The following is a 22,892-nucleotide window of genomic DNA, read 5'->3' on the forward strand; positions in this document are numbered from 1 at the left end:
CGCGAGGCGGCTCTTGCTCGGCGTCCCTGGGTTGGGGCCGTAACGTTTTATGTGCCGTTGACAATGCGCAGCGCCAAAACCTCACCCTGTCGACCGAGACAACCGGTAACGCAGGCTGGCCGGCACAGGCGTAATCTCGCAGCCGGCCCCTAGAATGACGAACCGCATTCCATGAGTTCCTTCACCGTCCCGCCCCACGACGCCACCAGCCCTGCGCCGCTCGACTACGAGCGGCGCATGACTGCGCGCTCTCCGCTGGGACTCAATCTTTTCTGGCGCACCTTCTGCCTGCTGGCCCTGCTGCTGGTGGGCAGCATCCTGGCGTGGCTGCAGACGCTGCGTGCCTTCGAGTTCGAGCCGCGCACGCTGCACACCGCCCAGCAGATCGCCTCGCTGGTCAACCTCAGCCGCGCGGCCCTGGTGCATTCGGATGCCATCAACCGCGTCTCTCTGATCAAGACCATGGCCGACCAGGAAGGCGTGCGCATTCTGCCGCGCGAGCCTGGTGACAGCTTCGAGCTGCTGGACCAGAGCACGCTGGGCAAGCGCCTGACCGAGGAGCTCACGCGCCGCCTGGGCTACGGCACCATCGTGGCGCGTAGCGTCAATGGCGAACCGGGGCTGTGGGTGGGCTTCACCATCAATGGCGACCGCACATGGCTGCTGATGGACCGCTCGCGCTTCACGCCGGCCAGCGGGCGCACCTGGCTGATCTGGCTGATCACGGCCGGCCTGCTGTCCCTCGCGGGCGCGGCAGCCATCGCGCGCCTGATCAACCGGCCGCTCAAGCAGTTGAGCTATGCGGCCAACCGCGTGCGAGATGGCGACTTTGACGCCAGCCAGCTCGACGAGGAAGCCGTCACCAGCGAGATCCGCGAGGTCAACATCGGCTTCAACCGCATGGCGCAGAAACTGGCCCAGCTGGAGCAGGACCGCGCGGTGATGCTGGCTGGCATCTCCCACGACCTGCGCACGCCACTCGCCCGCCTGCGGCTGGAGACCGAGATGAGCGTGGTGGACGACGTGGCGCGCGAGCATATGGTGGCCGACATCGTGCAGCTGGACGCCACCATCGACAAATTCCTGGACTACGCCCGCCCCGACCATGTGACCCTCAACCCGGTCAACCTGCATGCCGTGGTGTCTTCCTGCGTCTATGCGGTGCAGGACCACCGCGAGCTGCAGATCAGCATGGCCGTGCCCGAAGGCGTCTATGTACTGGCCGACGAGGTGGAACTGGCGCGCGTGATCTCCAACCTGTTCGAGAACGCACGCCGCTACGGCAAGACGCCAGAGACCGAAACCACCCACGTGGACGTGACGGCATCGGAGCGCGAAAGCTGGGTCGTGATTCGCATCCGCGACCATGGCCGGGGCGTGCCGCCCGAGCAGTTGGCCAGCCTGACCCAGCCCTTCTTCCGTGGCGACTCTGCGCGCACGGCCGCAGCGGGCGCGGGCCTGGGCCTGTCCATCGTGGACAAGACGGTGCAGCGCATGGGCGGCGTGTTTGCGCTGTCCAACTCCTCCACGGGCGGGCTGGTTGCCCATGTGCAGTTGCAGCGTGCCTCGGGCGTGGCCAAGGGTGCCGAGCCCGAGCAGCGTCTGCAGCGCCCGCAGATCAAGCGCCAGCTGCCTCCGCGTGCGCAGGACGGCGCCCTGGACGGAGAAGACTGAGCCCGCAGTGCGCGTTCGTCAGATACGTTCGGCAGATACAAAGGCCCCGGCGATCATTGACCGATCGCCGGGGCCTTTTGCCATGGGGACGGCACCCCGCTGGTCAGGCGCGGAACAGCAAGGCGGCGGCGCGCGCCTCCATGGCCTGTTGCTGGCCCACGGGCCCGAGCTTCTCGGCCGTCTTGGCCTTGACGTTGACCTGGTCCAGCGCCAGGCCCAGCGCCGTGGCGATGCGCTCGCGCATGGCAGGAATGTGCGGCGCCAGCTTGGGAGCCTGGGCAATGATGGTGCTGTCGATGTTGCCAATCTCCAGGCCCGTGGCGCGCACGCGGCGCGCAGCTTCCACCAGCAGCACCAGCGAATCGGCGCCACGGAATTCGGGGTCGGTGTCGGGGAAATGCCGGCCGATGTCGCCCAGCGCCGCGCCGCCCAGCAACGCGTCGGTGATGGCGTGCAGCAGCACGTCGGCATCGGAGTGGCCCAGCAGCCCCAGTTCATGCGGCACCTCGATGCCGCCCAGGATCAGCTTGCGCCCGGGCACCAGGGCATGCACGTCCCAGCCCTCGCCAATACGAAAATTCATGTGAAACATTCCAGGTTCAGAAAAACGGATTGCCCGACGCCTGCGGCTGGTCGCGCTTGCCCCGGTAGCGTTCCAGCGTCGCGCCATGCGCGCGCTGCGACAGCACGGCGGCAGCCAGCGCAAAGTCGTCGGGATAGGTGACCTTGAAGTTCTGCGCGCCGCCGGGCACCAGGCGCGGGCGCTGGCCCACGGCCTCCATGGCGCTGGCCTCGTCGGTCACGGCCGATCCCGCGTGCTCCAGGGCGTCGAGCAGCGGCGCGATGCGAAACATCTGCGGCGTCTGCGCCAGCCATTTGTCGCTGCGGTCCACCGTGCCCGCCACGCGCACCCCGCCAGGCCCGGTCACGGCTGTCTTGAGCGTGTCGGGCAGCTTGTGCGCCAGCAGGCCGCCCACGGCATCGTGCTCGCAGGCGTCGATCAGGGCATCGATCAGTTCGGGCGTCACCAGGCAGCGCGCGGCGTCGTGCACCAGCACCCAGTCATGCGCACTCGCACCGCGCGCCAGCAGCTCCTTCAGGCCGTTGGTCACGGATTCGGCCCGCGTGGTGCCGCCGCAGGCCGCCGTGGAGTAGCGCGTGGGCGACGGGCCCGGCAGGCCCTGGCGCCAGAAATCATCGCCGGGGGCAATCACCACCAGCGTGTGGTGCACGCGCGCTGCACCGGCAAAGGCGGCCAGCGTGTGCGCCACCATGGGCGCACCGGCCACCAGATGGTATTGCTTGGGCAGTTCAGGCGCAGGCGCATCGGGTGCGATGGCGCGCGAGCCCGTGCCCGCACAGGGGATCAAGGCCCACAGGCGGGCCGGCTCCAGGGACGCGGGCGCAGCCGCCGCAAGCAGATCTGTCATGGAGGCGCATTGTAGTGACCGCCATGCGCGGCCACGAGCGGCCATGAGCCACCATGGACATGCGGGCATGCCTGCATGGCCGTCATGCGTGCTGGCTAAAATGGTTCGATACCCCTCTGCGCGTGCCGAGGGGTTTTGTCGTTACTTCGCCCAGGCGCTGCGGCGCCAACGTCCAAGCACCATGGAACTGCCCAAGCTCACTCCCGGAAAACGCTTCACCCTGCCCCGCCCCGTGGGCAGCGCCGACGCCCTGCTGCTGGCCCGCCTGGGCGAGCGCGAGAAGGCTGCTGGCCGGGTGACGGCCATCGTCACGGCCGACGCCTCGGATGCCCAGCGGCTGATCGACGAGATGGCCTTCTTCGCCCCGGGCCTGCGCTGCGCGCTGTTCCCCGACTGGGAGACCCTGCCCTACGACAGCTTCTCCCCCCACCAGGACCTGATCAGCGAGCGCCTGGCCACGCTGTGGCGCATCAACCAGCGCGACAAGGAGCATGGTGCCGACGTGGTGCTGGTGCCCGCCACCACGGCGCTGTACCGGCTGGCGCCGCCCTCCTTCCTGGCCGGCTACACCTTCGAGTTCAAGAGCGGCCAGAAGCTGGACGAGGCCAAGCTCAAGGCCCAGCTGACCCTGGCCGGCTACCAGCATGTCTCCCAGGTGGTCAGCCACGGCGAGTACGCGGTGCGGGGCGGCCTGATCGACCTGTTTCCCATGGGCTCGCTGCAGCCCTACCGCGTGGATCTGTTCGACGACGAGATCGACTCCATCCGCACCTTCGATCCCGACACCCAGCGCAGCCTCTACCCCGTGCCCGAGGTGCGCCTGCTGCCCGGCCGCGAGTTCCCCATGGACGAGGACGCACGCGCCAAGTTCCGCCAGCGCTGGCGCGAGCTGCTGGAGGGCGATCCCACGCGCAGCCGCATCTACAAGGACATGGGCCAAGGCATTGCCACGGCCGGCATCGAGTACTACCTGCCGCTGTTCTTCGACGAAACGGCCACCGTGTTCGACTACCTGGGCGCCGATGCCACCGTGGTGATGCATGGCGACCTGGAGCCGGCCTTCCAGCGCTTTTGGCAGGACACCAAGGAGCGCTTCCGCCTGGTGCAAGGCGACCCCGAGCGCCCGGCCCTGCCGCCCGAGGTGCTGTTCCTGTCCGCCGACCAGTTCTACACGCGCGCCAAGGAGCACGCCCAGCTCGCGCTGCGCCCAGGCACCGAGGACGTGGCAGACAGCGCCATCTTCCAGAAGCTGGAGGACCTGTCCGTGGTGCGCGGCGCGGAAGACCCGCTGGCGCGCCTGCAAAGGCACATTGCCAGCAGCGCCCACCGCATCCTGCTGCTGGCCGAGTCCGATGGCCGGCGCGAAAGCCTGCTGGACTTCTTCCGCGCCTCGGGCGTGAACCCGCCGGTCTTCGACTCGCTGGCCGAGTTCCAGGGCGATGCGGGCGAGAAGGTGGGCATTGCCACGGCCGGGCTGATGAACGGCTTTGCCTGGGTGGAGGAAGGCCTGGACTTCGTCACCGAGACGGAGCTGTTCGCCACCAGCCCCACGGGCCGCAGGCGCCGCCGCCAGGAGCAGGTCAGCGATGTGGAGGCGCTGATCAAGGACCTGTCCGAACTCAAGGTGGGCGACCCCGTGGTGCATTCGGACCACGGCATCGGCCGCTACCAGGGCCTGGTCAACATGGACATGGGCCAGAAGAACCCTGACGGCACGCCGGCCGTGCAGGAGTTCCTGCACCTGGAGTACGCGGGCAACGCCGTGCTCTACGTGCCCGTCAGCCAGTTGCAGCTGATCAGCCGCTACACGGGCGTCTCGCCCGAGGACGCGCCGCTGCACAAGCTCGGCGGCACGCAGTGGGAAAAGGCCAAGCGCAAGGCGGCCGAGCAGGTGCGCGACTCGGCAGCCGAGCTGCTGAACATCTATGCGCGCCGCGCCGCGCGCCAGGGCCATGCCTTCCGCTACTCGCCCCAGGACTACGAGCAGTTCGCCAACGACTTCGGCTTCGAGGAAACGGCGGACCAGCGCGCCGCCATCCACGCCGTGATCCAGGACATGATCAGCCCCCAGCCCATGGACCGCCTGGTCTGCGGCGACGTGGGCTTCGGCAAGACCGAGGTGGCGCTGCGCGCGGCCTTCGTGGCCATCACGGGCGGCAAGCAGGTGGCCTTTCTCGCGCCCACCACGCTGCTGGCCGAGCAGCATTACCAGACCCTGGTGGACCGCTTCTCCAAGTGGCCGATCAAGGTGGCCGAAGTCTCGCGCTTTCGCTCGGGCAAGGAGATCACGGCGGCCGTCAAGGGCATTGCCGACGGCTCGGTGGACATCGTCGTGGGCACGCACAAGCTGCTGTCGGAGTCCACGCAGTTCAAGAACCTGGGCCTGCTGATCATCGACGAGGAGCACCGCTTCGGCGTGCGCCATAAGGAAGCCATGAAGGCCATGCGCGCCGAGGTGGACGTGCTCACGCTGACGGCCACGCCCATCCCGCGCACCATGGGCATGGCGCTGGAAGGCCTGCGCGACCTGTCCGTCATCGCCACCGCGCCCCAGCGGCGCCTGGCCATCAAGACCTTTGTGCGCAACGAGGGCACGGGCGTGATCCGCGAGGCCGTGCTGCGCGAGCTCAAGCGCGGCGGCCAGTGCTACTTCCTGCACAACGAGGTCGAGACCATCGAGAACCGCAAGCAAAAGCTCGAGGAAATCCTGCCCGAGGCACGCATTGCCGTGGCCCACGGCCAGATGCCCGAGCGCGAGCTCGAACGCGTGATGCGCGACTTCGTGGCCCAGCGCTACAACATATTGCTGTGCTCGACCATCATCGAGACCGGCATCGACGTGCCCAGCTCCAACACCATCCTCATCAGCCGCGCCGACAAGTTCGGCCTGGCCCAGCTGCACCAGCTGCGCGGCCGCGTGGGCCGCAGCCACCACCAGGCCTATGCCTACCTGATGGTGCCCGACCTGGACAGCCTGACCAAGCAGGCCCAGCAGCGGCTGGAGGCCATCCAGCAGATGGAGGAACTGGGCTCGGGCTTCTACCTGGCCATGCACGACCTGGAGATCCGCGGCGCCGGCGAGGTGCTGGGCGAGAACCAGAGCGGCAACATGATGGAGGTGGGCTTCCAGCTCTACAACGAGATGCTGTCCGAGGCCGTGCGCAGCCTCAAGGCCGGCAAGGAGCCCGACCTGCTCAGCCCGCTGTCGGCCTCCACCGACATCAACCTGCACGCGCCGGCCCTGCTGCCCAACGACTACTGTGGCGACGTGCACCTGCGCCTGTCCTTCTACAAGAAACTGGCCACGGCCCGCACCAGCGACCAGATCGACACCCTGCTCGAAGAAATCGTGGACCGCTTCGGCAAGCTGCCGCCCCAGGCGCAGACGCTGATCGACGTGCACCGCCTGCGCGTGCTGTCCCAGCCCTACGGCGTGGTCAAGGTGGATGCGGCGCCCGGCGTCATCAACATCACCTTCAAGCCCCAACCACCCGTGGACCCGATGGCCATCATCCACCTCATCCAGAAGAACAAGCACATCAAGCTGGCCGGCAACGAGAAGCTGCGCATCGAGCGTGCCCTGGACAACCCCAAGGACCGCGCCCAGATGGTGCGCGACGTGCTGCGCAGCCTGGGCCAGCCGCTGGTGGAAGCGAAGGCGGCCCAGCCCGCATAGAACGCGTCGTTCCAGCCATGTTCCTCGAAGCGAGCATTGCCCTGCTGGCCCTGGCCACCGCGCTGTGGCTGCGCCCCTGGCGCATGCTGGCCGGCCGCACCGGTCCGGGCGGCCCGCAGGACCGCATGGCCTCGCCCCTGATCACGCCACTGCTGGGCGTGCTCGTGCTGCTGCCCTGGATCTGGGCCCTGCCCACGCTGCACCGCATGCCGCTGCAATTGCAGTGGTCATCTGCGCCGCTGGTGGTGCTCATGCTGGGCTGGCCCCTGTCCGTGCCGCTGCTGCTCATCGTGGGCGGGCTGGCCGCCCTGCTGTCGCCGGCCCTGGGCTGGGGCGATGCGCTGGGCATCGCGGTCTGGCAGGGCATCGTGCCTGCCACGCTGGCCATGCTCTGGGGCGCGGCGCTGCGGCGCTGGCTGCCGCACCAGATCTTTGTCTACATCCTCGCGCGCGGCTTTGCGGGCACGGTGCTGTGCGTTTTCATCTCGGCCCTGCTGGCCCAGGCGGCGGGCCACGCCCTGCCCGGCGTCAACGAGGATCTGTCACGCATCGCGCGCTGGCTCATGGCCTGGGGCGATGCCGTGGTCACCGGCATGGTCACCGCCATCTTCGTGGTGTTTCGCCCCCAATGGCTGGCCACCTGGTCGGACGCCATCTACCTGCGCCAGCCGCCCGCAGCCTGACGGCAGGCCCGCCACTGGATATGATTTGCGCCTGTTTCCCGCCAGCCCGGCGGCCCGTCCCCTTTTTGCTGCCCCACCCATGACCGATGTCACCGAATTCGCGCCCGGACTGCTGATCCGCGGCATCCAGCCGCCACTGAAGCTGGCCGACTACAAGCTCATCGCGTTCGACATGGACTCGACGCTGATCACCATCGAGTGCATCGACGAAATCGCCGACGCCACCGGCAAGAAGGCCGAGGTCTCGGCCATCACCGAAGCCACCATGCGCGGCGAGATCACCGACTTCAAGGACAGCCTGCGCCAGCGCGTGGGCAAGCTCGTCGGCGTGACCGAGGCCGACATGGCCCGCGTGCTGGCCGAGCGCCTGAAGCTCTCCCCGGGCGCCGAAACCCTGGTGCGCGCAGCCCAGGCTGCGGGCCTGAAGGTGCTGCTGGTCTCGGGCGGCTTCACCTACTTTGCCGAACATGTGCGCGGCATGCTGGGCATCGACTTCGTGCGTGCCAACGTGCTGGAGATGCGTGACGGCGCGCTGACCGGCGGCCTGATCGAGCAGCCCTGGGGCGACATCTGCGACGGCGCCGAAAAGCGCCGCACCCTGCTGGAAGTCGCCTCGCTGCTGGGCATTCGCCCCGACCAGTGCATCGCCGTGGGCGACGGCAGCAACGACATTCCCATGATGCAGGTCGCAGGACTGTCCGTGGCCTACCACGCCAAGCCGCGCGTACGCAACGAAGCCAAGGTCTCCATCACCGAAGGCGGCCTGGACCGCCTGCTGGAAGTCCTGCGCTGAAAACGGGCGGCAGTGCGCGCGCAGGCCGCTGCGCCGCTCCGCAATCAATAGCTGAGAATGTTCTGTGGGCTTGCTTTTCCGGCAAGCCCCAGTCTTTTCTACAATGCTTCACGCAGCCCCATAGGCCACCGCCCCAGCGCCGGGTGGCCCACCTACAACAGCAGGCTGCACGCCGGCGCATCCGCGCGCCGGTGCTTGGAATCTCCTCCCCCATCCCCATGTGATACACAAGGCCGCAGGCCTGCCCGCATACGGGCAGCCTGTGGCGCGCCGACCGGCGCGGGCCCGCCTGCGCCGACCGTGTACATGACCACCATGATTGGAAAAAACTCCGTGAAGACTTCGTTCCGCGCCACTGCCTCCGTGATCGCCCTGGCCATTGCATCGCTGACCGTGCCCACGCTGGCCCAGGCCAAGCGCATGGGCAGCGGCGGCAAGTCCGTGCGCCCGGCGTCGATCGGCAAGGCCCCCGCTCAGCCCGCAGCGCCTGCGGCACCCACCGCCAGCAAGGCGGCGACTCCGTCCACCCCCGCCGCGCCGACCACGCCTGCAGCCCCGACCGCTGGGGCAGCCCCCGCTGCGGCACCTGCGGCTGGGGCCGCTCCCGCTGCGGCAGCCCCCGCTGCTGCTGCACCTGGCGCGGCTGCCGCTCCCGCAGCACGCGGCTCCGGCATGATGGGCACGCTGGGCGCCGCTGCCGTGGGCGCCGTTGCAGGCTCCATGGCCGGCAATGCGCTGGCTGGCGCCATGACCCCTGAAAAGGACGCGGCCGCCAAGGAAGCCGAAGCCAAGGCCAAGGCCGCTGAAACCGAGGCAGCCGAGCTGCAGCGCAAGGCCGACGAAGCCAAGGCCAAGGCCGAAGCCGCCCGCGCTGCCGCCAAGTAAACCGCCTGCGTTTTCCCCCGGAAAGGCCGCGCCCGTCGCGGCCTTTTGCTTTGTAGGGCGGCCGTTTCAGCGCGGCCCGGCGCGCAGCGGCTGCAGCAGGTGCGACAGGCCGTTGTGGTCCAGTTCCTGCATCAGCGCCAGCAACTGGCCCAGCTCTCCCTTGGGGAAGCCTTCGCGTGCGAACCAGTTCAGATAGTTGCCGGGCAGGTCGGCGATCAGCCGGCCTTTGTATTTGCCGTAGGGCATGTGCACCAGCACCAGCTTTTGCAGCATTTCGGAGTCCATGGCGGCGATGGTACGCGCTGCGGCATCGCAAGAATCTGCATAAAAAGCCACAGCCTTATAACCAAATAGCAAAATTGTTCATTGCGGCCGCTGGCTCCGCACTAGACTATGCGCCTGCCTGCCGTACCGCCCGATACAGAACCACTCCACCGGGCCTGCGGCGTTTTTGCAACCCGTTGAAGAAAGTCCTCCGGTCATGTTGAAGAAAGCCCTCTCCGCAATCGCGATTGCCACGCTGGCCCTGACGGCCCAGGCCGCCGACGTGCTCAAGGTCGGCGCCACCGCCGTGCCCCATGCAGAAATCCTCAACCATGTGAAGCCGGCCCTCAAGGCCCAGGGCATCGACCTGCAGATCAAGGAATTCAGCGACTACGTGCAGCCCAATGCGGCCGTCGAGGACAAGCAGCTGGACGTGAACTTCTTCCAGCACCAGCCCTACCTGGACAGCTACAACAAGGACCGCAAGACCTCGCTGGTGGCCGTGCCCAATGGCAAGGTCCACGTGGAGCCCTTCGGCGGTTACTCGCAGAAGATCAAGAACGTGAAGGATCTGAAGGACGGCGCCACCATCGCCATCCCCAACGACCCCTCCAACGGCGGCCGCGCCCTGATCCTGCTGGCCAAGCAGGGCCTGATCGAGCTCAAGGACCCCAAGAGCCTGACCCCCACGCCGCTGGACGTGGCCAAGAACCCCAAGAAGCTCAAGTTCAAGGAACTCGAAGCCCCGCTGCTGCCACGCGCGCTGGCTGACGTGGACCTGGCCCTGATCAACACCAACTACGCCATCGAGGCCAAGCTCAATCCCACCAAGGATGCGCTGTTCATCGAAGGCTCCGATTCGCCCTACACCAACATCGTGGTCTCGCGCCAGGACCGTGCCAACGATCCCAACATCGCCAAGCTGATGAACGCGCTGCACACGCCCGACGTGAAGAAGTTCATCCTCGAGAAGTACAAGGGCGCTGTCGTTCCTGCGTTCTGAGGCGCAGGGAATGCAGCCGCTCGGCTGCATCCTGTCCCCGCAAAAAAAGCGCTGCCTCGGCAGCGCTTTTTTCATTCCCCTTCCCTGGTATCGCCACTCAACCCGCAGGCGTCACCTCGGCCGGCGCCTTGGCCGCCGCAGCGGGCCGCGTGATGGCGCTGCCCATGGCCGCGCCCATGATGCAGGCGATGGCCAGCCACTGGGTCCCCACCAGGTGCTCATGCAGCAGCAGCATGCCCATGAGGGCGGCAATCGCAGGCTCCGTGGCCAGGGCGATGCCGAAGGTGGCCGGTGGCAGGCGGCGCAGGGCCATCATCTCCAGCGTATAGGGCAAGGCGCTGGAGATGGCCGCCACCACCAGACCGAAGGCCAGGATGGACGGCTGCAGCAGCTTGGCCCCCGCTTCGGCCACGCCGAAAGGCACCACCACCATGGCGGCGAACACCAGGCCCAGCGACACGGCCTGGCCGCTGGGAATGCTGCCCAGGCGCTGCCCCAGCAGGATGTACAGCGCCCAGCAGATGGCAGCGCCCACGGCGCAGGCAATGCCCACGGGCTCCAGCACCAATCCGCCCGCGCCGGCGCCCCCTATCGGCAAAATCAGGGCCAGCCCCGCCACGGCCAGCGCCAGCCAGACAAAGTCCACCGGCCGGCGCGAGTGGTAGATGGCCACGGCCAGCGGACCGGAGAATTCGATGGCCACGGCCAATCCAAAGGGAATGGTGCGCAGCGCCATGTAGAACAGCAGGTTCATGGCGCCCAGCGCCACGCCGAAACGCAGCAGCGCCCACGCCTGGGGGCGGGCCAGCGTCCAGCGCCAGGGCCGCCAGATGGCCACCAGGATCAGCGCGGCAAAGCCCACGCGCAATGCCGAAGTGCCCTGGGCGCCCAGCACCGGAAAAAGCTGCTTGGCAAGAGAAGTGCCCACGCCCAGTGCCGTGACCGAGCCCAGCACGGCCAGCAGGGGCCAGGCGCGGTTCCATGTGGTGTTTGTTGTCATGGCACGTACGATATTGCAGGCCAGCGATGCAAAAGGCTCGTTTTGGGGCCTCTTCGCGCAACATTCGCTCTTTCCGACCGCCTCGCACCCGTTTTCTGCCCCTGCCCCATGCCCGCCATCGCACTCGATACTTTTGACCGCGCCATCCTCGACGTGCTCCAGCGCGACAACCTCACGCCGCAGCGCCTCATTGCCGAGCAGGTCCACCTTTCGGCACCGGCCGTGCAGCGGCGCATACGGCGCCTGCAGGAGCTGGGCGTGATCACGGCCAACGTGGCCGTGGTCGATCCCGTGCGCACGGGGCGCCCGCTCACCGTGCTCATCAACGTGCAGCTGGCCAACGAGCGCCCGGACCTGTCCCTGGCCTTTCGCGCGCGCGTGGCGCGCGAGCCCGCCGTGCAGCAGTGTTACTACGTGACCGGGGAAGCCGACTATTCATTGATCGTCACGGCTGCCGATATGCAGGAGTACCAGGCGCTGGCGGCGCGGCTGTTCTCCGGAGACGACAACATCCGGCGCTACACCACCTCGATCGCTCTGGAACGCATCAAGACCGGGCTGCAGTTGCCGATGGCAGAACACAAGCCCGACAATGAAACAAGTTGACACAACCTAGACATACACCAGGAGACTGCTTTGAGCGCACCTTCACCGGACAGCATGGCCCGCCTCGTCGCCACACGCACCCTCGACAAGTACGAGCGTGACTACTATCCCAAGCGCGACCGCATCACCATTTCCTTCCGGGGCGACCTGGCCGAGCAATACAACTACGACAAGATCCAGCCCTTGTCCGAGGCCCAGCGCCATGGCCACAAGGTCGTCATCGAGGCGACCAGCCAGAAAACCGGCGCCACGGGCCACTACTGCATCGAATGCAACAGCTGGAACCTCATCGAGGCCGTGGGCACCTGGGCGCCCGGCGAGGAAGCCCCGGCCGCAGACTGATCTGCGCGGTCAGCCAACTGCCGGTGCCAACGCGCTGCCAGCCACCCACCAGGCCAGCGCCAGCATCATCACGCCCGTGAGGCCATCGAGAACGCGCCAGGCCTGCGGCTTCTCGAACAGGCGCTTCATGCGGCGGCCCGCAAAGGCCAGCGCCACGAACCACGACAGGCTGGCCGATGCGGCGCCCACCACATAGACCCACTTGAGTACGCCTTCCTGGCGCGCGCCGATGGAACCCATGAGCAGCACCGTGTCCAGATAGACATGGGGGTTGAACAGGGTGATCACGGCCAGCGTGGAGACCACGCCCAGCAGGCCACGCGGGGCCAGTTGCCCGCCCGATGCCGCCAGTTGCGCATCGGGCGCCATGGCCATGCGCCACAGCGCGATCAGCCCATAGGCCAGCAGGAACAGGGCGCCGCCCAGCGTCAGGTAGCGGGCCAGGTCGGGGTTGTCGCCCAGCAGCCGGGCCATGCCCGCCACGCCCAGGCCGATGAGCACCACGTCGCTCACCACGCACCAGGCCACGCAGGCGCGCACATGCTGACCGTGCACGGCTTGGCGCAGCACATAGAGGTTCTGGGCGCCGATGGAGACGATGAGAGACAGGCAGACCGTGAAGCCCGCCAGCCAGGAAGAAGAAACATTTGCAGTCCACATGGCCGGGATTGTCTGGCCGGCAAATGGTTAAGTAAAATTACATTTACTCAACCAAATGAAGAATATCTAAATGCTCGACTACGCCGGACTCGAAGCCCTGGCGGCCGTGGTGCGCGAAGGCAGCTTCGAGCGCGCGGCGCGCAAGCTGCATGTCACGCCCTCGGCCGTTTCCCAGCGCATCAAGCTGCTGGAGGAGCGTGTGGGCCAGGTGCTGGTGCTGCGCGGCCAGCCCTGCTCGGGCACCGATGCGGGCCGCAGGCTGTGCCTGCACCTGGAGCAGGTGGCCCTGCTCGAAAACGATCTGCGCCGCAAGAACCCGGAGCTGGTCCCCGAGGGCCAGACCGCCCTGCCCACGCTCAAGCTGGCCGTCAATGCCGACTCGCTGTCCACTTGGTTCATGGATGCCATGTCCGCCTTCACGCGCGACGGCAACGAGCTGCTGGACATCAGCATCGACGACCAGGACCACACGGCCAAGCGCATCCGCGAGGGCGAGGTGCTGGCTGCCGTCACGGCCACTTCCTCGGCCATTCCCGGCTGCAATACCTGGCCGCTGGGCCGCATGCGCTACGTGGCGGCGGCCAGCCCCGACTTCATCCGCCGCTACCTGAAGGACGGCATCACGCCCGAGGCCATGGCGCGCACGCCCATGATGAGCTACGGCCGCAAGGACAGCCTGCAGGACCAATGGCTGCAACGCCTGGGCGCAGAGGGGCGGCGCAACACGCCGCGCCACTTTCTTCCCTCCAACCAGGGCTATACGCGGGCCTGCGAGCTGGGCATGGGCTGGGGCATGCACCCGCCGCTGATGATCGGCGCGCAACTGGCCGAAGGCAGCCTGGTGGAGCTGCTGCCCGGCAACGACCTGGACATTCCCATGTACTGGGCCCATGCGCGCAATGCACAGGCCAGCCTGCAGCGGCTGACGGACTGCGTGATCCAGGCGGCAGCCGCCTGTCTTGACCCGATGGAGTGAGGGGGCCATCGACGCCCCCCTCTTTCCCCGCCTCGCCCACTCCGTCGAATCCACATCCCCGGCCAATGCGTTTTTGCCGGCCCGGGATCATCGCAATACCGGAAAAAACAGGTCTTCCATTCATTGAAGCCGCTGAAATACCGGCGTCATCAGATAATCCCGCGCACGCCCGGAAAATACAAACAGGAACAGTCCTAGAAATCAAATAGGAGCATTCCTATAAGGCAGATACAAGCGTCCCGGGGGGCAAAAAGAAGGACTCAGATTCTCTGAAAAGCCTTGACATCATTTGCAGTGAGCCTAGAGAATTCGCGGGCCTCAAGGCAATTTCATAAAGCCGCCACTCTTTTTGAAAATCACGCAGGCAATAGACGCGCCTCGAAATACTTTCCATATCCAGGAAATCGGCATCTCCGGCAATTCCTCCATTGCCGGATATTCAGGATTCGCCTATGAACACCACAGGAATACACAGGGACGAATACACGGGACAGACAATGCAGGAGTACTCCTTCGCTTTTCATTTGCGCATTCCATTCATTGCGCATGCGGCATGCCAGCGGCGCCGCGAAGCCGGCGGCATGCCTGCGCCGCCCGCAGGGCGCCACCAGGGCTTCACCCTGGTGGAGATCATGGTGACCCTGGCCGTGATGGTCATCCTGCTGGCCATTGCCGCCCCCAACATGAACGACATGGTGCAGGCCAGCCAGCAGGAGTCCGCACTGATGCGCCTGTCCGCGGCCCTGCGCATGGCCCAGCACGAGGCGGGACGACGCAACCAGCGCATCACCATCTGCCCTGCCAGCGCGGGCCGCAAGGCCTGCAGCGACACCGCCATCGGCAGCGGTCCCTATCAGGGGCTCCAGGATTGGTCCGGCGAGCTGATCGCCTTCAGCGACGGCAGCACCCCCCGCGTGATCGACGAGGACGACCAGGTCCTCAGGGTGTTTCCCAGCGTGCGCAGCGTGGATCTCTTCGCCTGGTATCCGACGGGCGGCCAGGGCATGAAATCGGCGGGCCACGCCGTACACGCGCTTCCGGACGGGCAGATCTGCTGGCCCACGGCCCGCCAGGGCGCACCGGGCGCCGAGCAGGTCCACCGCGTGGCCTACCCCTGCAACCCGGACGTGACCTTCACGGCCTGCCCGAGTCGCGCCCGGCACCTGCCCGCCCGCCATATCGCCATGTATGCCGGTGGCCTGCAGGACCTGGCGCCGCGCGACCCGCTGCCCCGCGCCTCTGGCAGCAGCAAGCCGCCAGCCATAGGCTGCGCCGCCAGCCTCTGAACACAAGCGAGGACTTCGCATGGACAGGAAGGATCCACACCCCGCTCCCACCCCCGCCGCAGCTGCGGCATCGCAGGCAGGCTTCACGCTGGTGGAGGTCATGGTCACCCTGGTGGTCATTTCCGCCGGCCTGCTGGGCACCCTCAAGGGGCTCTATCAGAACCTGGGCGACCTCAATGCCTCCTACCAGCGCACGGCGGCCGTGCAAAAGGCCGCCGAGATGGTGGAACGCCTGCGCGCCAACCGCCGGGGCGCACTGGCAGGCGACTTCGACGGCGGTGGCGGCACCGCGCCCAGATCCTGCAGCGACCCTGGCGAAGGCGGCGACGACAAGGCCCATGCCCAGTACCGGCTGTGCCTGTGGCAAAGGGACCTGGGCAACGCCCTGGCCCAGGGCCAGGGCAGCGTCAAGACTGCCGAAGGCAAGACCCTCATCACCGTGACCTGGAGCCATCCCCGCAGCGGGGATGGAAACCCCGAAGAACACAGCATCGAGGTCATCCCATGAGAGATCGGCTGGCATCCCGTGGCCCGCAGCAGGGCCTGACCCTGGTGGAACTCATGGTGGCGGTGGTCATCGCCCTGTTTCTCCTGGCCGCCTTGGCGGGACTGTATGTGAACGCAAGAGGCCTGCTGCGCCATGAAAATGCACTGGCGCGCATGCAAAGCGATGCACGCCTGAGCTTTGGCGTGATGGGCCAGGCGGTGCGCAATGCGGGCTTCACGGGCTGCAGCACGGCCTTGAGCAAGGTTCCCCCCTTCATCGCCGAGCCCCTGAGGCTCGGGCGCCACTGGAATCTGTTGGACCCCATAGGCATCCGGCGCGGACAGGCACAGGATGGTTGGACCAGTTTCGCGGAAGATGTCCCTGCCCAGGCCAGCGCCCGGTCGGACGTGCTCAGGACCGCGGGTACGGGCACGCACAAGAGCAGCCAGCAACTGAGCGACAACGATGTGGTCGTCGCGACCGATTGCTCGCAGACCTACATTTCCCGCCGGGCGCTCCTGGATACCTGCATCAAGCCCCCGCCCGGATCGGGAATTTCCGGCTTCTCCCCGGACCGGGGCACCTGCGGCCTGACGCCCCTCAAGCGCGACGCACGCGTGCTGCCCGCAATCAATGACCTGTTCTTCATCGGGCGGCTCAAGGACGGCAGCGCCACCGGCCTCATCCACTGCTCCAGCAGCCTGATCGATCCCAAGCCCGGTCACCGCAAAGCCAATGACCTGAGCTGCCGCATGCTGGCCGAAGGGGCCGTGGATCTCAAGATCGAGTCCATACACGGCCAGCCCTCGGCCGCCGTGCAGCAAAAGGCGCCGGGCAACAGCGTATGGAACAACACCGGCTCCGGCCTGGCCGGCAGAGCGACGACGCCGGGCCCGACTCCGCCGCCACCGCCTCCTGCCGTGCGCGCCGTGGAAGTGCGCCTTCTCATGGCCTCCGCGCCTGGCATGGGTGCGCTGCTGCACGCACCCCAGAGCTACACCTTCTATCGCGACAGCAACGGCGCTCCCCAGCGCACCACCGCAGCCGATCGGCGGCTGTACCGTGAATTCAGCGCGGTCTTCACGCTGCGAAACCGGGTGGAATGAGCATGGCAAGGACACGGACACAAACACGGACACAGGGCGGCCTGGCGCTCATCACCACCATGATCATCATGATGGCCCTGGTGATGCTGTCGCTGGCCGCCATGAACATGGGCCTGCTGCAGGGCCGGTCCACGGGCAACCGCAACGACTGGCACATCGCCTTCCAGGCCGCCGAGGCCGCGCTGCGCGACGGAGAGCAGGACATCACCACCCGCAACCCGGCCCTGGAGGCCTTTGACGATGCCTGCACAGCGGGCCTGTGCCTGCCCAGGGAAGACGGCAGCTCGTGGTCCGAGGCGCTCATTGCCCAGGACACGCTGGGCGTGGCGCTGGGCACGCACACCGGGCAGACCGCCCCCGGCCCCCAGGGAGCACCGACACCGCGCTACCTCATCGAGCGGCTGGAGACCCCTGCTCAAAGCGTGGTCGTGCAGGGCTATGGCGCCGACCAGGGCCGCCCTCCCGTCTTTCGCGTGACGGCCATCGGCATGGGAGCGGCCCGGCGCGCCGATGGCAGTCCGGCCTCGCGGGTGGTGCTGCAAAGCATGTACATCAATTGAAGGAAAGACCATGCGCAAACTCCCTCTGCAAAAGCCCAGCACCCCCCTCTTGCCGGCGGCAGTGGCGATGCTGCTGCTCGCCTGCATGGTCGGCCCCCGCGCGCAGCAGCCGCCGCGCCCCGTGCCTCTGAACATCTCACAGGTGCCCCTGATGGCCACGCAGAACGCCACGCCCAACGTGCTGCTCATCATGGACAACTCCAACAGCATGGACGAGGCCCCGAACGGCTCCGCCGTCGGCAGCGACAGCAATGACAGCAAGTCCGAGATCGCCCGCGCCGCTGCCCGCACCATCATCGAACGCTACCAGGGGCGCATGAACTTGGGCCTGATGGCCTACCAGCAGGAAGACGTCGTCCCGCGCAGCCTGAGCAACTCGCTATACGACGTCAGCTACGACCCCAACCACTTCGACCCGCAATGGACGGGCACGCGCGCCAGCCCCACCCGCAAGCGCTTCAGGGTTCCCAACCCCAGCGACAACGGGCGTTTCATCTACTACAACGTGGCCTTGCCGTTCTATGGTGGCGGCGACACCTCCAGCCACTGCTTTTCCGCCACGGCCAACGCCGGGCCCACGCCCGCCAATCCCGACGGCTTCCGCACCAACGAGACCGTCGATGGCCCCTGGGACGTCTATTCATGCTTCAGCGACAAGACAGGCACTACCAACGCCACCAACACCACCGGCAATGCGGGATACAACAACTTCCAGGGCCGGGCAATGTTCAACCCCACCGACTCCGACTATGCCCAGGGCATCTACGACTTCGGCAGGCAGATGTTCGACACTCCCATAGGACAGGCCTGGTTCAGCGAAAGCTTTCCGGGCCGCGGCTTCCTGCACCAGCCCATCCGGCCGCTGGACGTCGCCCACAGGGCCGCTCTGGAACGCAAGCTCGCCACCTCGCAGTTTCTGCTTAACGCGCCCCGTGATCCCGCCCGGCCCCTGCAGAACGCGGGCAACACACCGCTTGAGGGGACGCTGCTGACGGCGCTGGACTACTTCCAGGGCGAGGAACTTTGGCGCAATGCCGCAGAAGGCTATTTGCCCGCCTGCTATCCGCTGCCCCAGTCCTGCGGCCGCAACTTTGTGGTGCTGCTCACCGATGGCCTGCCCTCGACCCGGCCCGACGGCACCATCATCCAGGACATGGCGGCCGGCCTGCGCCAGACGGCAGAGGCCGCGCGGCGCCTCAGGCAAGAGGCCAACGTGGAGACCTTCGTCATCGGATTCGCCCTGCCCTTCGGCACCAATCCCGAGCAATTGAACGAGGTGGCCGCCGCCGGGGGCACGGAGCGCGCCTTCGCGGCCAACGACCCCGCGACCCTCGATACCGCCCTGCAGGCGATCTTCGCCGACATCGCCGCCCGCTCCTCCAGCGTGGCCGCCGTGGCGGCCAACTCCACCAACGTGTCCAGCAGCACCAGGATCTACCAGGCACGCTTCGATCCCCGCGACTGGAGCGGCACGCTGTCAGCGCACAGCATCACAGGCACTGCGGTGGCCGAACAGGCGCAGTGGGAGGCACGCATTCCTGCGACACGCCGCATCCTCAGCTACCGGCCCGACACGCGCCAAGGCGTGGCCTTTGCCTGGGATGAATTGAACCCCGAGCAGCAAAGGCAGATCGGAGCGCCCGACGTGCTGGCCTACCTGCGGGGCAGCCAGGCGCAGGAAGCGCCCCGTGGACCCCTGCGCAGGCGCACCAGCCTGCTGGGCGACATCGTCAACTCGGCCCCGGTGTATGTGGGCGCGCCCGAGATGCCCTACGCCGAGGCCTCCTACCGCGAATTCCGCAAGGCACGGGCCGATCGCCGCAAGATGGTCTACGTGGGAGCCAACGACGGCATGCTGCATGCTTTCGACGCGGACACGGGGCAGGAGCTCTTTGCCTATGTCCCCTCGACCGTGATCCCCCACCTGCGCCAGCTGTCCGATCCGAACTACCGCCACCGCTTCTACGTGGACGGCTCGCCCATGGTGGCCGATGCCTTCATCGGCGGCCGGTGGCGCACCATCCTCGTGGGGGGTCTGGGCGCAGGGGGCCAGGGCGTGTACGCGCTGGACATCACCGATCCCGATGCGATCACCGAAGCCGCCGCCAAGGACGTCGTGCTGTGGGAGTTCGGCGACCGCGACCGGCGCGCACCGGGCAGCAACCGACCGGCCGGTTTCGATATGGACATGGGCTTCAGCTTCGCGCAGCCTTCCATCGCCAGGACCCGAGCAGGCTGGATGGCCCTGTTCGGCAACGGCTACAACAATGTGGAAGCGGACGGCGCGGCCAGCGCCAGCGGCAATGCCGTGCTGTACGCCGTCAACCTGGAGACCGGCGCGCTGCACAGGAAATGGGACACTCGCCGAGGCGTGCAAGACAGCACGCGCAGGTGGCCCAATGGCCTGAGCACGCCGGCTGCCGTGGACCTGGATGACGACGGACTGGTGGACCGCGTCTATGCGGGAGACCTGCAGGGCAACATGTGGCGCTTCGACCTCATGGCCGCGAGCGGGGACGGGGGCGGGATCGTGCCGTCGGTCAACGGCACTCCTGCACCGATGAGCACCCCCTGGGGCGGCAGCTTCCACGGGCAGCCCATCACCACGCGGCCCGAGGCCAAGATCAGCCACGGCACGCTGCAATCGCACGTGCAGCTGCTGTACGGCACGGGCAAGAGCTTCGAGGTCGGCGACCATGACGCTGCGGCCCCGGCCTCCGCATCCCAGTACTTCTTCAGCCTGCTGGACGAAGGCGCCGGGGGCTCCTCCGCAAGCCACAGCGTGCTGAAGGTCACCAGTGTCGACGCCGGCGCCGCCAACGGCGATGGCCGCACCACGCAGATGTCCCTGCGGCTGATCTCCGACGGCCGCCCCGGCAACAGGAACTGGATCATGCCCCTGGCCGACGCGGGCGAGCGCTTGATCACCCATCCCATGCTGCGCCGCGACCGCATCATCTTCACCACGGCCGTGCCCAGCACGCAGATGTGTACGGCAGGCGGCCATAGCTGGCTGATGGAACTCTCGCTGGACGGCCAGGGCGCGGAGAAGTATGCCGACGGCCTGTTCGACATCAACGGCGACGGTACGGTGGACGGCAGCGACCGCTACGGCGACAACGACCGCGCCACCGGGGGCGCGCGGCTGGAGGGCATCAGCTCGCAGCCCGCCATCCTGAACAACGGCAAGCAGGAAACCAAGGTCATGAACAGCACCGCAGGCCTGCAGTCGCTGGCCGAAAGCAAGGGGCCGCTGAGCAACAGGCGCATTTCCTGGCGCGAGGACACCCCGGCCGACATCCATCCGCTGGGCCTGGACTGACCATGGGCATGCAGAACAACCCGTTGCCGACGCCCGGCCGCCGCCGGACGGCAGGCGGCTTCACCCTGATCGAGCTGATGGTGGTGGTGGCCGTGATCGGCATCCTGTCGGCCATCGCCTATCCCAGCTATGCCGAGTACCTGCGCAAGTCCCGCCGCACCGATGGCAGGCGCGCCTTGCTGGAGGCCGCAGGCGCCATGGAGAAGTACTTTTCCGCCAACCTGACCTACGAGGGTGCGACGCTGGGGGGCACCGGCGTCTATGCCAGCCGATCTCCCGACGGTTTCTACACACTGTCGCTGAGCCCTGACCCCACCGCATCGAGCTACACCCTCATTGCCTCGCCGCTGCGAAGCCAGCTCAGCGACAAATGCCATACCTTCACCTACGACCACCTGGGCGTGGGTGGGGTCCGCAATGGCACCCTGGCTGCACGCGATTGCTGGTAGCAGCTGAGCAGCTTACCCAGGCAGCCGCGCTCAGGGTTCGCTGCCCGGCCCAGGGCTCGGGGCCGGCGCCCCGGGCCCGGCAGGCTCGGGCCGCTGTATGGTGCGCACGGCCGCACGCACGCGGGTGAGGGTGTGGAAGTCCAGCAGGCTGGTGGCCATGATGGTTTCCCAGAGAAAGCAGGCCAGGGCCGAGAGAAACATCAGCACGCCGAACAGAAAGCCCAGCACCGCATAGCCATGGCCGTTGATGCCGTAGGCCTCGCCCAGGAACAGCAGGGCAATGGTCAGGCCGATGCAAAAGCCGCAGACGGTCAGCAGCCCTATGCAGACATTGGCCAGCCGGCCGCGCTTGCGCAGAAAGTGCAGTTCCGTGAGGCTGCGCGCGATGAAGTCCTCTTCCTGCGGGTTGCGCAGCAGTTCTTCCAGCTTGCGCGCGCGGTCGATGATGCGGGCCAGCCGCCCGGCCACGGCGCCGATCATGCCGGCCACGGCCGTCAGGAAGAACACCGGCGCCAGCGCCAGCTGGATGCTGTGGGTGACGGTATCGGCGTCTAGCGACCAATTGATCATGCGGTCCTCTGCGTGCTTTCTGTTGTCTGGTGCGGCCATGCTGACGTGTTTTCGCGCGGACAGTATTGTGGCCGCAAGCGGGGCCGGCAAGAGGCCATGTCGCCAGCTTTTGGCATTCAGCGGGCCGGTGGCGCTGGCAGCATCTGCCGGCACAGCGACAGCATCTCGGTCAGCAGGGCAGGCGCCTGGTCGCGCCGGCAGACCACGCCCAGGGGCGCCAACCTGCCCGTCAGCCGCACATCGAGCCGGCACACGCGCGCATGGGTCTGCAGGCCCGGCGCAATGCTCAGTGGCACCAGGGCCACGGCGCCGGGCTGGCTCAACAGGCCCTCCAGTATCGGCAGAGAAACGGTGGAGACGGGAAACCAGGGCGCATCGGGCAGCGCCTGGAGCACCTCGGCCTCGAAAATCCCGCGCACGGCGATGTTGGCCGTGGGCAGCACCCAGCGCGCGCCGGTCAACGCCTGCAGCGGTACGTCACGGCGCCCGGCCAGTGCATGCGAGCGTGCGGCCACCACCACGGCCGTGTCGGCCAGCAGCGGCTCGAAGACGAAGGCGCCGGGCAGCAGCGCCGGCTCGCGGCAGAACACCGCATCCAGCCCGCCGCCCAGCAGCTGCGACAGCAGCCGGGTGCTGGCGTCTTCGTGCACATCGACATGCACCTCGGGGTGCTCGGCATAAAACCGCGCCAGCAGGGGCGAGAGAATGGCCAGGGCTGCCGCCGGAATGGCGCCCAGGCGCAGCGCGGCCGCGGCGCCCCGGCGAATGGCAGCCAGCGATTCCGCCACCTCCTCCAGTGCGGCCAGCACGCCGCGCACCGTGTCCACCAGGGTCTGGCCGGCCAGCGTGGGGCGTATGCCGCGCGCATGGCGCTCGAACAGGCGGATGTCCAGCACGCGCTCCATCTCGGCCAGCGCCTGGGTGGCGGCCGACTGGCTCATGTGCAGCGTGGCGGCGGCCTGCACCACCGAGCCGCATTGCTGCAGCGCCACCAGCAGCTGCAGCTGGCGCAGGCGCACATGCTTGGTCAGGCGCGAATACAGCAGCCGCCCCTGGGGCGTGGCCGCATCGTCCAGGCCGTCGCGGTCATCGAAGTCATTGCTCATGGAAGTCTCAGTGT

At 67.4% G+C, this 22,892-nt stretch carries 22 protein-coding genes; 15 read left to right on the top strand and 7 right to left on the bottom strand.

Annotated elements, in window-relative coordinates; genetic code table 11:
- Nucleotides 1-171 precede the first annotated feature (171 nt).
- Nucleotides 172-1,674 (top strand): ATP-binding protein, encoded by a 1,503-nt coding sequence (locus DA1_RS15855; protein WP_012204699.1) that lies wholly within the window; start codon nucleotides 172-174, stop codon nucleotides 1,672-1,674.
- A 103-nt stretch (nucleotides 1,675-1,777) separates the two neighbouring features.
- Here the strand turns inward: DA1_RS15855 and ispF are convergent, their stop codons facing one another.
- Nucleotides 1,778-2,257 (bottom strand): 2-C-methyl-D-erythritol 2,4-cyclodiphosphate synthase, encoded by a 480-nt coding sequence (gene ispF / locus DA1_RS15860; RefSeq protein WP_013803157.1) that lies wholly within the window; start codon nucleotides 2,255-2,257, stop codon nucleotides 1,778-1,780.
- Nucleotides 2,258-2,273: 16 nt separating this feature from the next.
- Nucleotides 2,274-3,104, bottom strand: a complete 831-nt coding sequence (ispD, locus tag DA1_RS15865) for a 2-C-methyl-D-erythritol 4-phosphate cytidylyltransferase (protein ID WP_034391892.1) — start codon at nucleotides 3,102-3,104, stop codon at nucleotides 2,274-2,276.
- Between the two features lie 181 nt (nucleotides 3,105-3,285).
- Here ispD and mfd point away from each other — a divergent pair, with 181 nt between their 5' ends.
- The 4 genes from mfd (at nucleotide 3,286) to DA1_RS15885 (ending at nucleotide 9,141) form a co-directional block, all read left to right on the top strand.
- Complete coding sequence (gene mfd / locus DA1_RS15870; RefSeq protein ID WP_034391890.1) at nucleotides 3,286-6,780, top strand: transcription-repair coupling factor; 3,495 nt, start codon at nucleotides 3,286-3,288, stop codon at nucleotides 6,778-6,780.
- Nucleotides 6,781-6,797: 17 nt separating this feature from the next.
- Nucleotides 6,798-7,463 carry a hypothetical protein gene (locus DA1_RS15875; protein ID WP_034391888.1) on the top strand — a complete coding sequence of 222 codons (666 nt, stop codon included), beginning with the start codon at nucleotides 6,798-6,800 and terminating at the stop codon, nucleotides 7,461-7,463.
- Nucleotides 7,464-7,542: 79 nt separating this feature from the next.
- Nucleotides 7,543-8,256 carry a phosphoserine phosphatase SerB gene (gene serB, locus DA1_RS15880; RefSeq protein ID WP_012204694.1) on the top strand — a complete coding sequence of 238 codons (714 nt, stop codon included), beginning with the start codon at nucleotides 7,543-7,545 and terminating at the stop codon, nucleotides 8,254-8,256.
- A gap of 306 nt (nucleotides 8,257-8,562) precedes the next feature.
- Nucleotides 8,563-9,141 carry a hypothetical protein gene (locus DA1_RS15885; protein WP_034391886.1) on the top strand — a complete coding sequence of 193 codons (579 nt, stop codon included), beginning with the start codon at nucleotides 8,563-8,565 and terminating at the stop codon, nucleotides 9,139-9,141.
- Nucleotides 9,142-9,207: 66 nt separating this feature from the next.
- Here DA1_RS15885 and DA1_RS15890 read toward each other — a convergent pair whose 3' ends face one another.
- Nucleotides 9,208-9,426 (bottom strand): DUF3820 family protein, encoded by a 219-nt coding sequence (locus DA1_RS15890; protein ID WP_034391884.1) that lies wholly within the window; start codon nucleotides 9,424-9,426, stop codon nucleotides 9,208-9,210.
- Nucleotides 9,427-9,622: 196 nt separating this feature from the next.
- Here DA1_RS15890 and DA1_RS15895 point away from each other — a divergent pair, with 196 nt between their 5' ends.
- Nucleotides 9,623-10,408: a MetQ/NlpA family ABC transporter substrate-binding protein gene (locus tag DA1_RS15895; protein WP_034391882.1), complete on the top strand. Its 786-nt coding sequence runs from the start codon at nucleotides 9,623-9,625 to the stop codon at nucleotides 10,406-10,408.
- Between the two features lie 97 nt (nucleotides 10,409-10,505).
- Here the strand turns inward: DA1_RS15895 and DA1_RS15900 are convergent, their stop codons facing one another.
- Complete coding sequence (locus DA1_RS15900) at nucleotides 10,506-11,408, bottom strand: EamA family transporter (protein WP_034391880.1); 903 nt, start codon at nucleotides 11,406-11,408, stop codon at nucleotides 10,506-10,508.
- Nucleotides 11,409-11,516: 108 nt separating this feature from the next.
- Here DA1_RS15900 and DA1_RS15905 point away from each other — a divergent pair, with 108 nt between their 5' ends.
- Together DA1_RS15905 and DA1_RS15910 are read left to right on the top strand one after the other, a co-directional pair.
- Nucleotides 11,517-12,014 carry an Lrp/AsnC family transcriptional regulator gene (locus DA1_RS15905; protein WP_013803176.1) on the top strand — a complete coding sequence of 166 codons (498 nt, stop codon included), beginning with the start codon at nucleotides 11,517-11,519 and terminating at the stop codon, nucleotides 12,012-12,014.
- A gap of 30 nt (nucleotides 12,015-12,044) precedes the next feature.
- Nucleotides 12,045-12,356, top strand: coding sequence for a hypothetical protein (locus DA1_RS15910; RefSeq protein WP_034391877.1), 312 nt, complete (start codon nucleotides 12,045-12,047; stop codon nucleotides 12,354-12,356).
- 9 nt (nucleotides 12,357-12,365) lie between these two features.
- Here the strand turns inward: DA1_RS15910 and DA1_RS15915 are convergent, their stop codons facing one another.
- Nucleotides 12,366-13,016 carry a LysE/ArgO family amino acid transporter gene (locus DA1_RS15915; protein ID WP_013803178.1) on the bottom strand — a complete coding sequence of 217 codons (651 nt, stop codon included), beginning with the start codon at nucleotides 13,014-13,016 and terminating at the stop codon, nucleotides 12,366-12,368.
- Nucleotides 13,017-13,086: 70 nt separating this feature from the next.
- Here DA1_RS15915 and DA1_RS15920 point away from each other — a divergent pair, with 70 nt between their 5' ends.
- From DA1_RS15920 to DA1_RS15950, 7 genes are all read left to right on the top strand, one after another.
- Entirely contained in the window at nucleotides 13,087-13,992 is a 906-nt protein-coding gene (locus tag DA1_RS15920; protein ID WP_012204684.1) for an HTH-type transcriptional regulator ArgP, read from the top strand.
- Between the two features lie 452 nt (nucleotides 13,993-14,444).
- Nucleotides 14,445-15,278 carry a GspH/FimT family pseudopilin gene (locus DA1_RS15925; RefSeq protein WP_080736830.1) on the top strand — a complete coding sequence of 278 codons (834 nt, stop codon included), beginning with the start codon at nucleotides 14,445-14,447 and terminating at the stop codon, nucleotides 15,276-15,278.
- Between the two features lie 19 nt (nucleotides 15,279-15,297).
- On the top strand, nucleotides 15,298-15,786 hold the full coding sequence (pilV, locus tag DA1_RS15930) for a type IV pilus modification protein PilV (protein WP_051940613.1): 489 nt from the start codon (nucleotides 15,298-15,300) through the stop codon (nucleotides 15,784-15,786).
- Nucleotides 15,783-16,871 (top strand): PilW family protein, encoded by a 1,089-nt coding sequence (locus DA1_RS15935; RefSeq protein WP_034391874.1) that lies wholly within the window; start codon nucleotides 15,783-15,785, stop codon nucleotides 16,869-16,871. The genes pilV and DA1_RS15935 overlap by 4 nt, the downstream gene beginning before the upstream one ends.
- 2 nt (nucleotides 16,872-16,873) lie before the next feature.
- Nucleotides 16,874-17,431: a pilus assembly PilX family protein gene (locus tag DA1_RS15940; RefSeq protein WP_062794134.1), complete on the top strand. Its 558-nt coding sequence runs from the start codon at nucleotides 16,874-16,876 to the stop codon at nucleotides 17,429-17,431.
- 10 nt (nucleotides 17,432-17,441) lie between these two features.
- The gene (locus DA1_RS15945; RefSeq protein ID WP_062794135.1) at nucleotides 17,442-20,753 is read left to right on the top strand and encodes a PilC/PilY family type IV pilus protein; all 3,312 of its coding nucleotides are present in this window, start codon (nucleotides 17,442-17,444) and stop codon (nucleotides 20,751-20,753) included.
- Nucleotides 20,754-20,755: 2 nt separating this feature from the next.
- Entirely contained in the window at nucleotides 20,756-21,202 is a 447-nt protein-coding gene (locus DA1_RS15950; RefSeq protein WP_269770623.1) for a type IV pilin protein, read from the top strand.
- 30 nt (nucleotides 21,203-21,232) lie between these two features.
- Here the strand turns inward: DA1_RS15950 and DA1_RS15955 are convergent, their stop codons facing one another.
- Together DA1_RS15955 and DA1_RS15960 are read right to left on the bottom strand one after the other, a co-directional pair.
- On the bottom strand, nucleotides 21,233-21,772 hold the full coding sequence (locus DA1_RS15955; protein WP_051941074.1) for a DUF2721 domain-containing protein: 540 nt from the start codon (nucleotides 21,770-21,772) through the stop codon (nucleotides 21,233-21,235).
- Nucleotides 21,773-21,888: 116 nt separating this feature from the next.
- Complete coding sequence (locus tag DA1_RS15960) at nucleotides 21,889-22,878, bottom strand: LysR family transcriptional regulator (RefSeq protein ID WP_034391870.1); 990 nt, start codon at nucleotides 22,876-22,878, stop codon at nucleotides 21,889-21,891.
- Nucleotides 22,879-22,892: the final 14 nt, after the last annotated feature.

The organism is Delftia acidovorans NBRC 14950, from assembly GCF_001598795.1.
GTDB lineage: Bacteria > Pseudomonadota > Gammaproteobacteria > Burkholderiales > Burkholderiaceae_C > Comamonas > Comamonas acidovorans.

Bases quoted from the DNA above. Each gene is read 5' to 3' on its own strand.
- DA1_RS15855 (WP_012204699.1), top strand. From the start codon at position 172: ATGAGTTCCTTCACCGTCCCGCCCCACGACGCCACCAGCCCTGCGCCG.
- ispF (WP_013803157.1), bottom strand. From the start codon at position 2,257: ATGAATTTTCGTATTGGCGAGGGCTGGGACGTGCATGCCCTGGTGCCC.
- ispD (WP_034391892.1), bottom strand. From the start codon at position 3,104: ATGACAGATCTGCTTGCGGCGGCTGCGCCCGCGTCCCTGGAGCCGGCC.
- mfd (WP_034391890.1), top strand. From the start codon at position 3,286: ATGGAACTGCCCAAGCTCACTCCCGGAAAACGCTTCACCCTGCCCCGC.
- DA1_RS15875 (WP_034391888.1), top strand. From the start codon at position 6,798: ATGTTCCTCGAAGCGAGCATTGCCCTGCTGGCCCTGGCCACCGCGCTG.
- serB (WP_012204694.1), top strand. From the start codon at position 7,543: ATGACCGATGTCACCGAATTCGCGCCCGGACTGCTGATCCGCGGCATC.
- DA1_RS15885 (WP_034391886.1), top strand. From the start codon at position 8,563: ATGACCACCATGATTGGAAAAAACTCCGTGAAGACTTCGTTCCGCGCC.
- DA1_RS15890 (WP_034391884.1), bottom strand. From the start codon at position 9,426: ATGGACTCCGAAATGCTGCAAAAGCTGGTGCTGGTGCACATGCCCTAC.
- DA1_RS15895 (WP_034391882.1), top strand. From the start codon at position 9,623: ATGTTGAAGAAAGCCCTCTCCGCAATCGCGATTGCCACGCTGGCCCTG.
- DA1_RS15900 (WP_034391880.1), bottom strand. From the start codon at position 11,408: ATGACAACAAACACCACATGGAACCGCGCCTGGCCCCTGCTGGCCGTG.
- DA1_RS15905 (WP_013803176.1), top strand. From the start codon at position 11,517: ATGCCCGCCATCGCACTCGATACTTTTGACCGCGCCATCCTCGACGTG.
- DA1_RS15915 (WP_013803178.1), bottom strand. From the start codon at position 13,016: ATGTGGACTGCAAATGTTTCTTCTTCCTGGCTGGCGGGCTTCACGGTC.
- DA1_RS15920 (WP_012204684.1), top strand. From the start codon at position 13,087: ATGCTCGACTACGCCGGACTCGAAGCCCTGGCGGCCGTGGTGCGCGAA.
- DA1_RS15925 (WP_080736830.1), top strand. From the start codon at position 14,445: ATGAACACCACAGGAATACACAGGGACGAATACACGGGACAGACAATG.
- pilV (WP_051940613.1), top strand. From the start codon at position 15,298: ATGGACAGGAAGGATCCACACCCCGCTCCCACCCCCGCCGCAGCTGCG.
- DA1_RS15935 (WP_034391874.1), top strand. From the start codon at position 15,783: ATGAGAGATCGGCTGGCATCCCGTGGCCCGCAGCAGGGCCTGACCCTG.
- DA1_RS15940 (WP_062794134.1), top strand. From the start codon at position 16,874: ATGGCAAGGACACGGACACAAACACGGACACAGGGCGGCCTGGCGCTC.
- DA1_RS15945 (WP_062794135.1), top strand. From the start codon at position 17,442: ATGCGCAAACTCCCTCTGCAAAAGCCCAGCACCCCCCTCTTGCCGGCG.
- DA1_RS15950 (WP_269770623.1), top strand. From the start codon at position 20,756: ATGGGCATGCAGAACAACCCGTTGCCGACGCCCGGCCGCCGCCGGACG.
- DA1_RS15955 (WP_051941074.1), bottom strand. From the start codon at position 21,772: ATGATCAATTGGTCGCTAGACGCCGATACCGTCACCCACAGCATCCAG.
- DA1_RS15960 (WP_034391870.1), bottom strand. From the start codon at position 22,878: ATGAGCAATGACTTCGATGACCGCGACGGCCTGGACGATGCGGCCACG.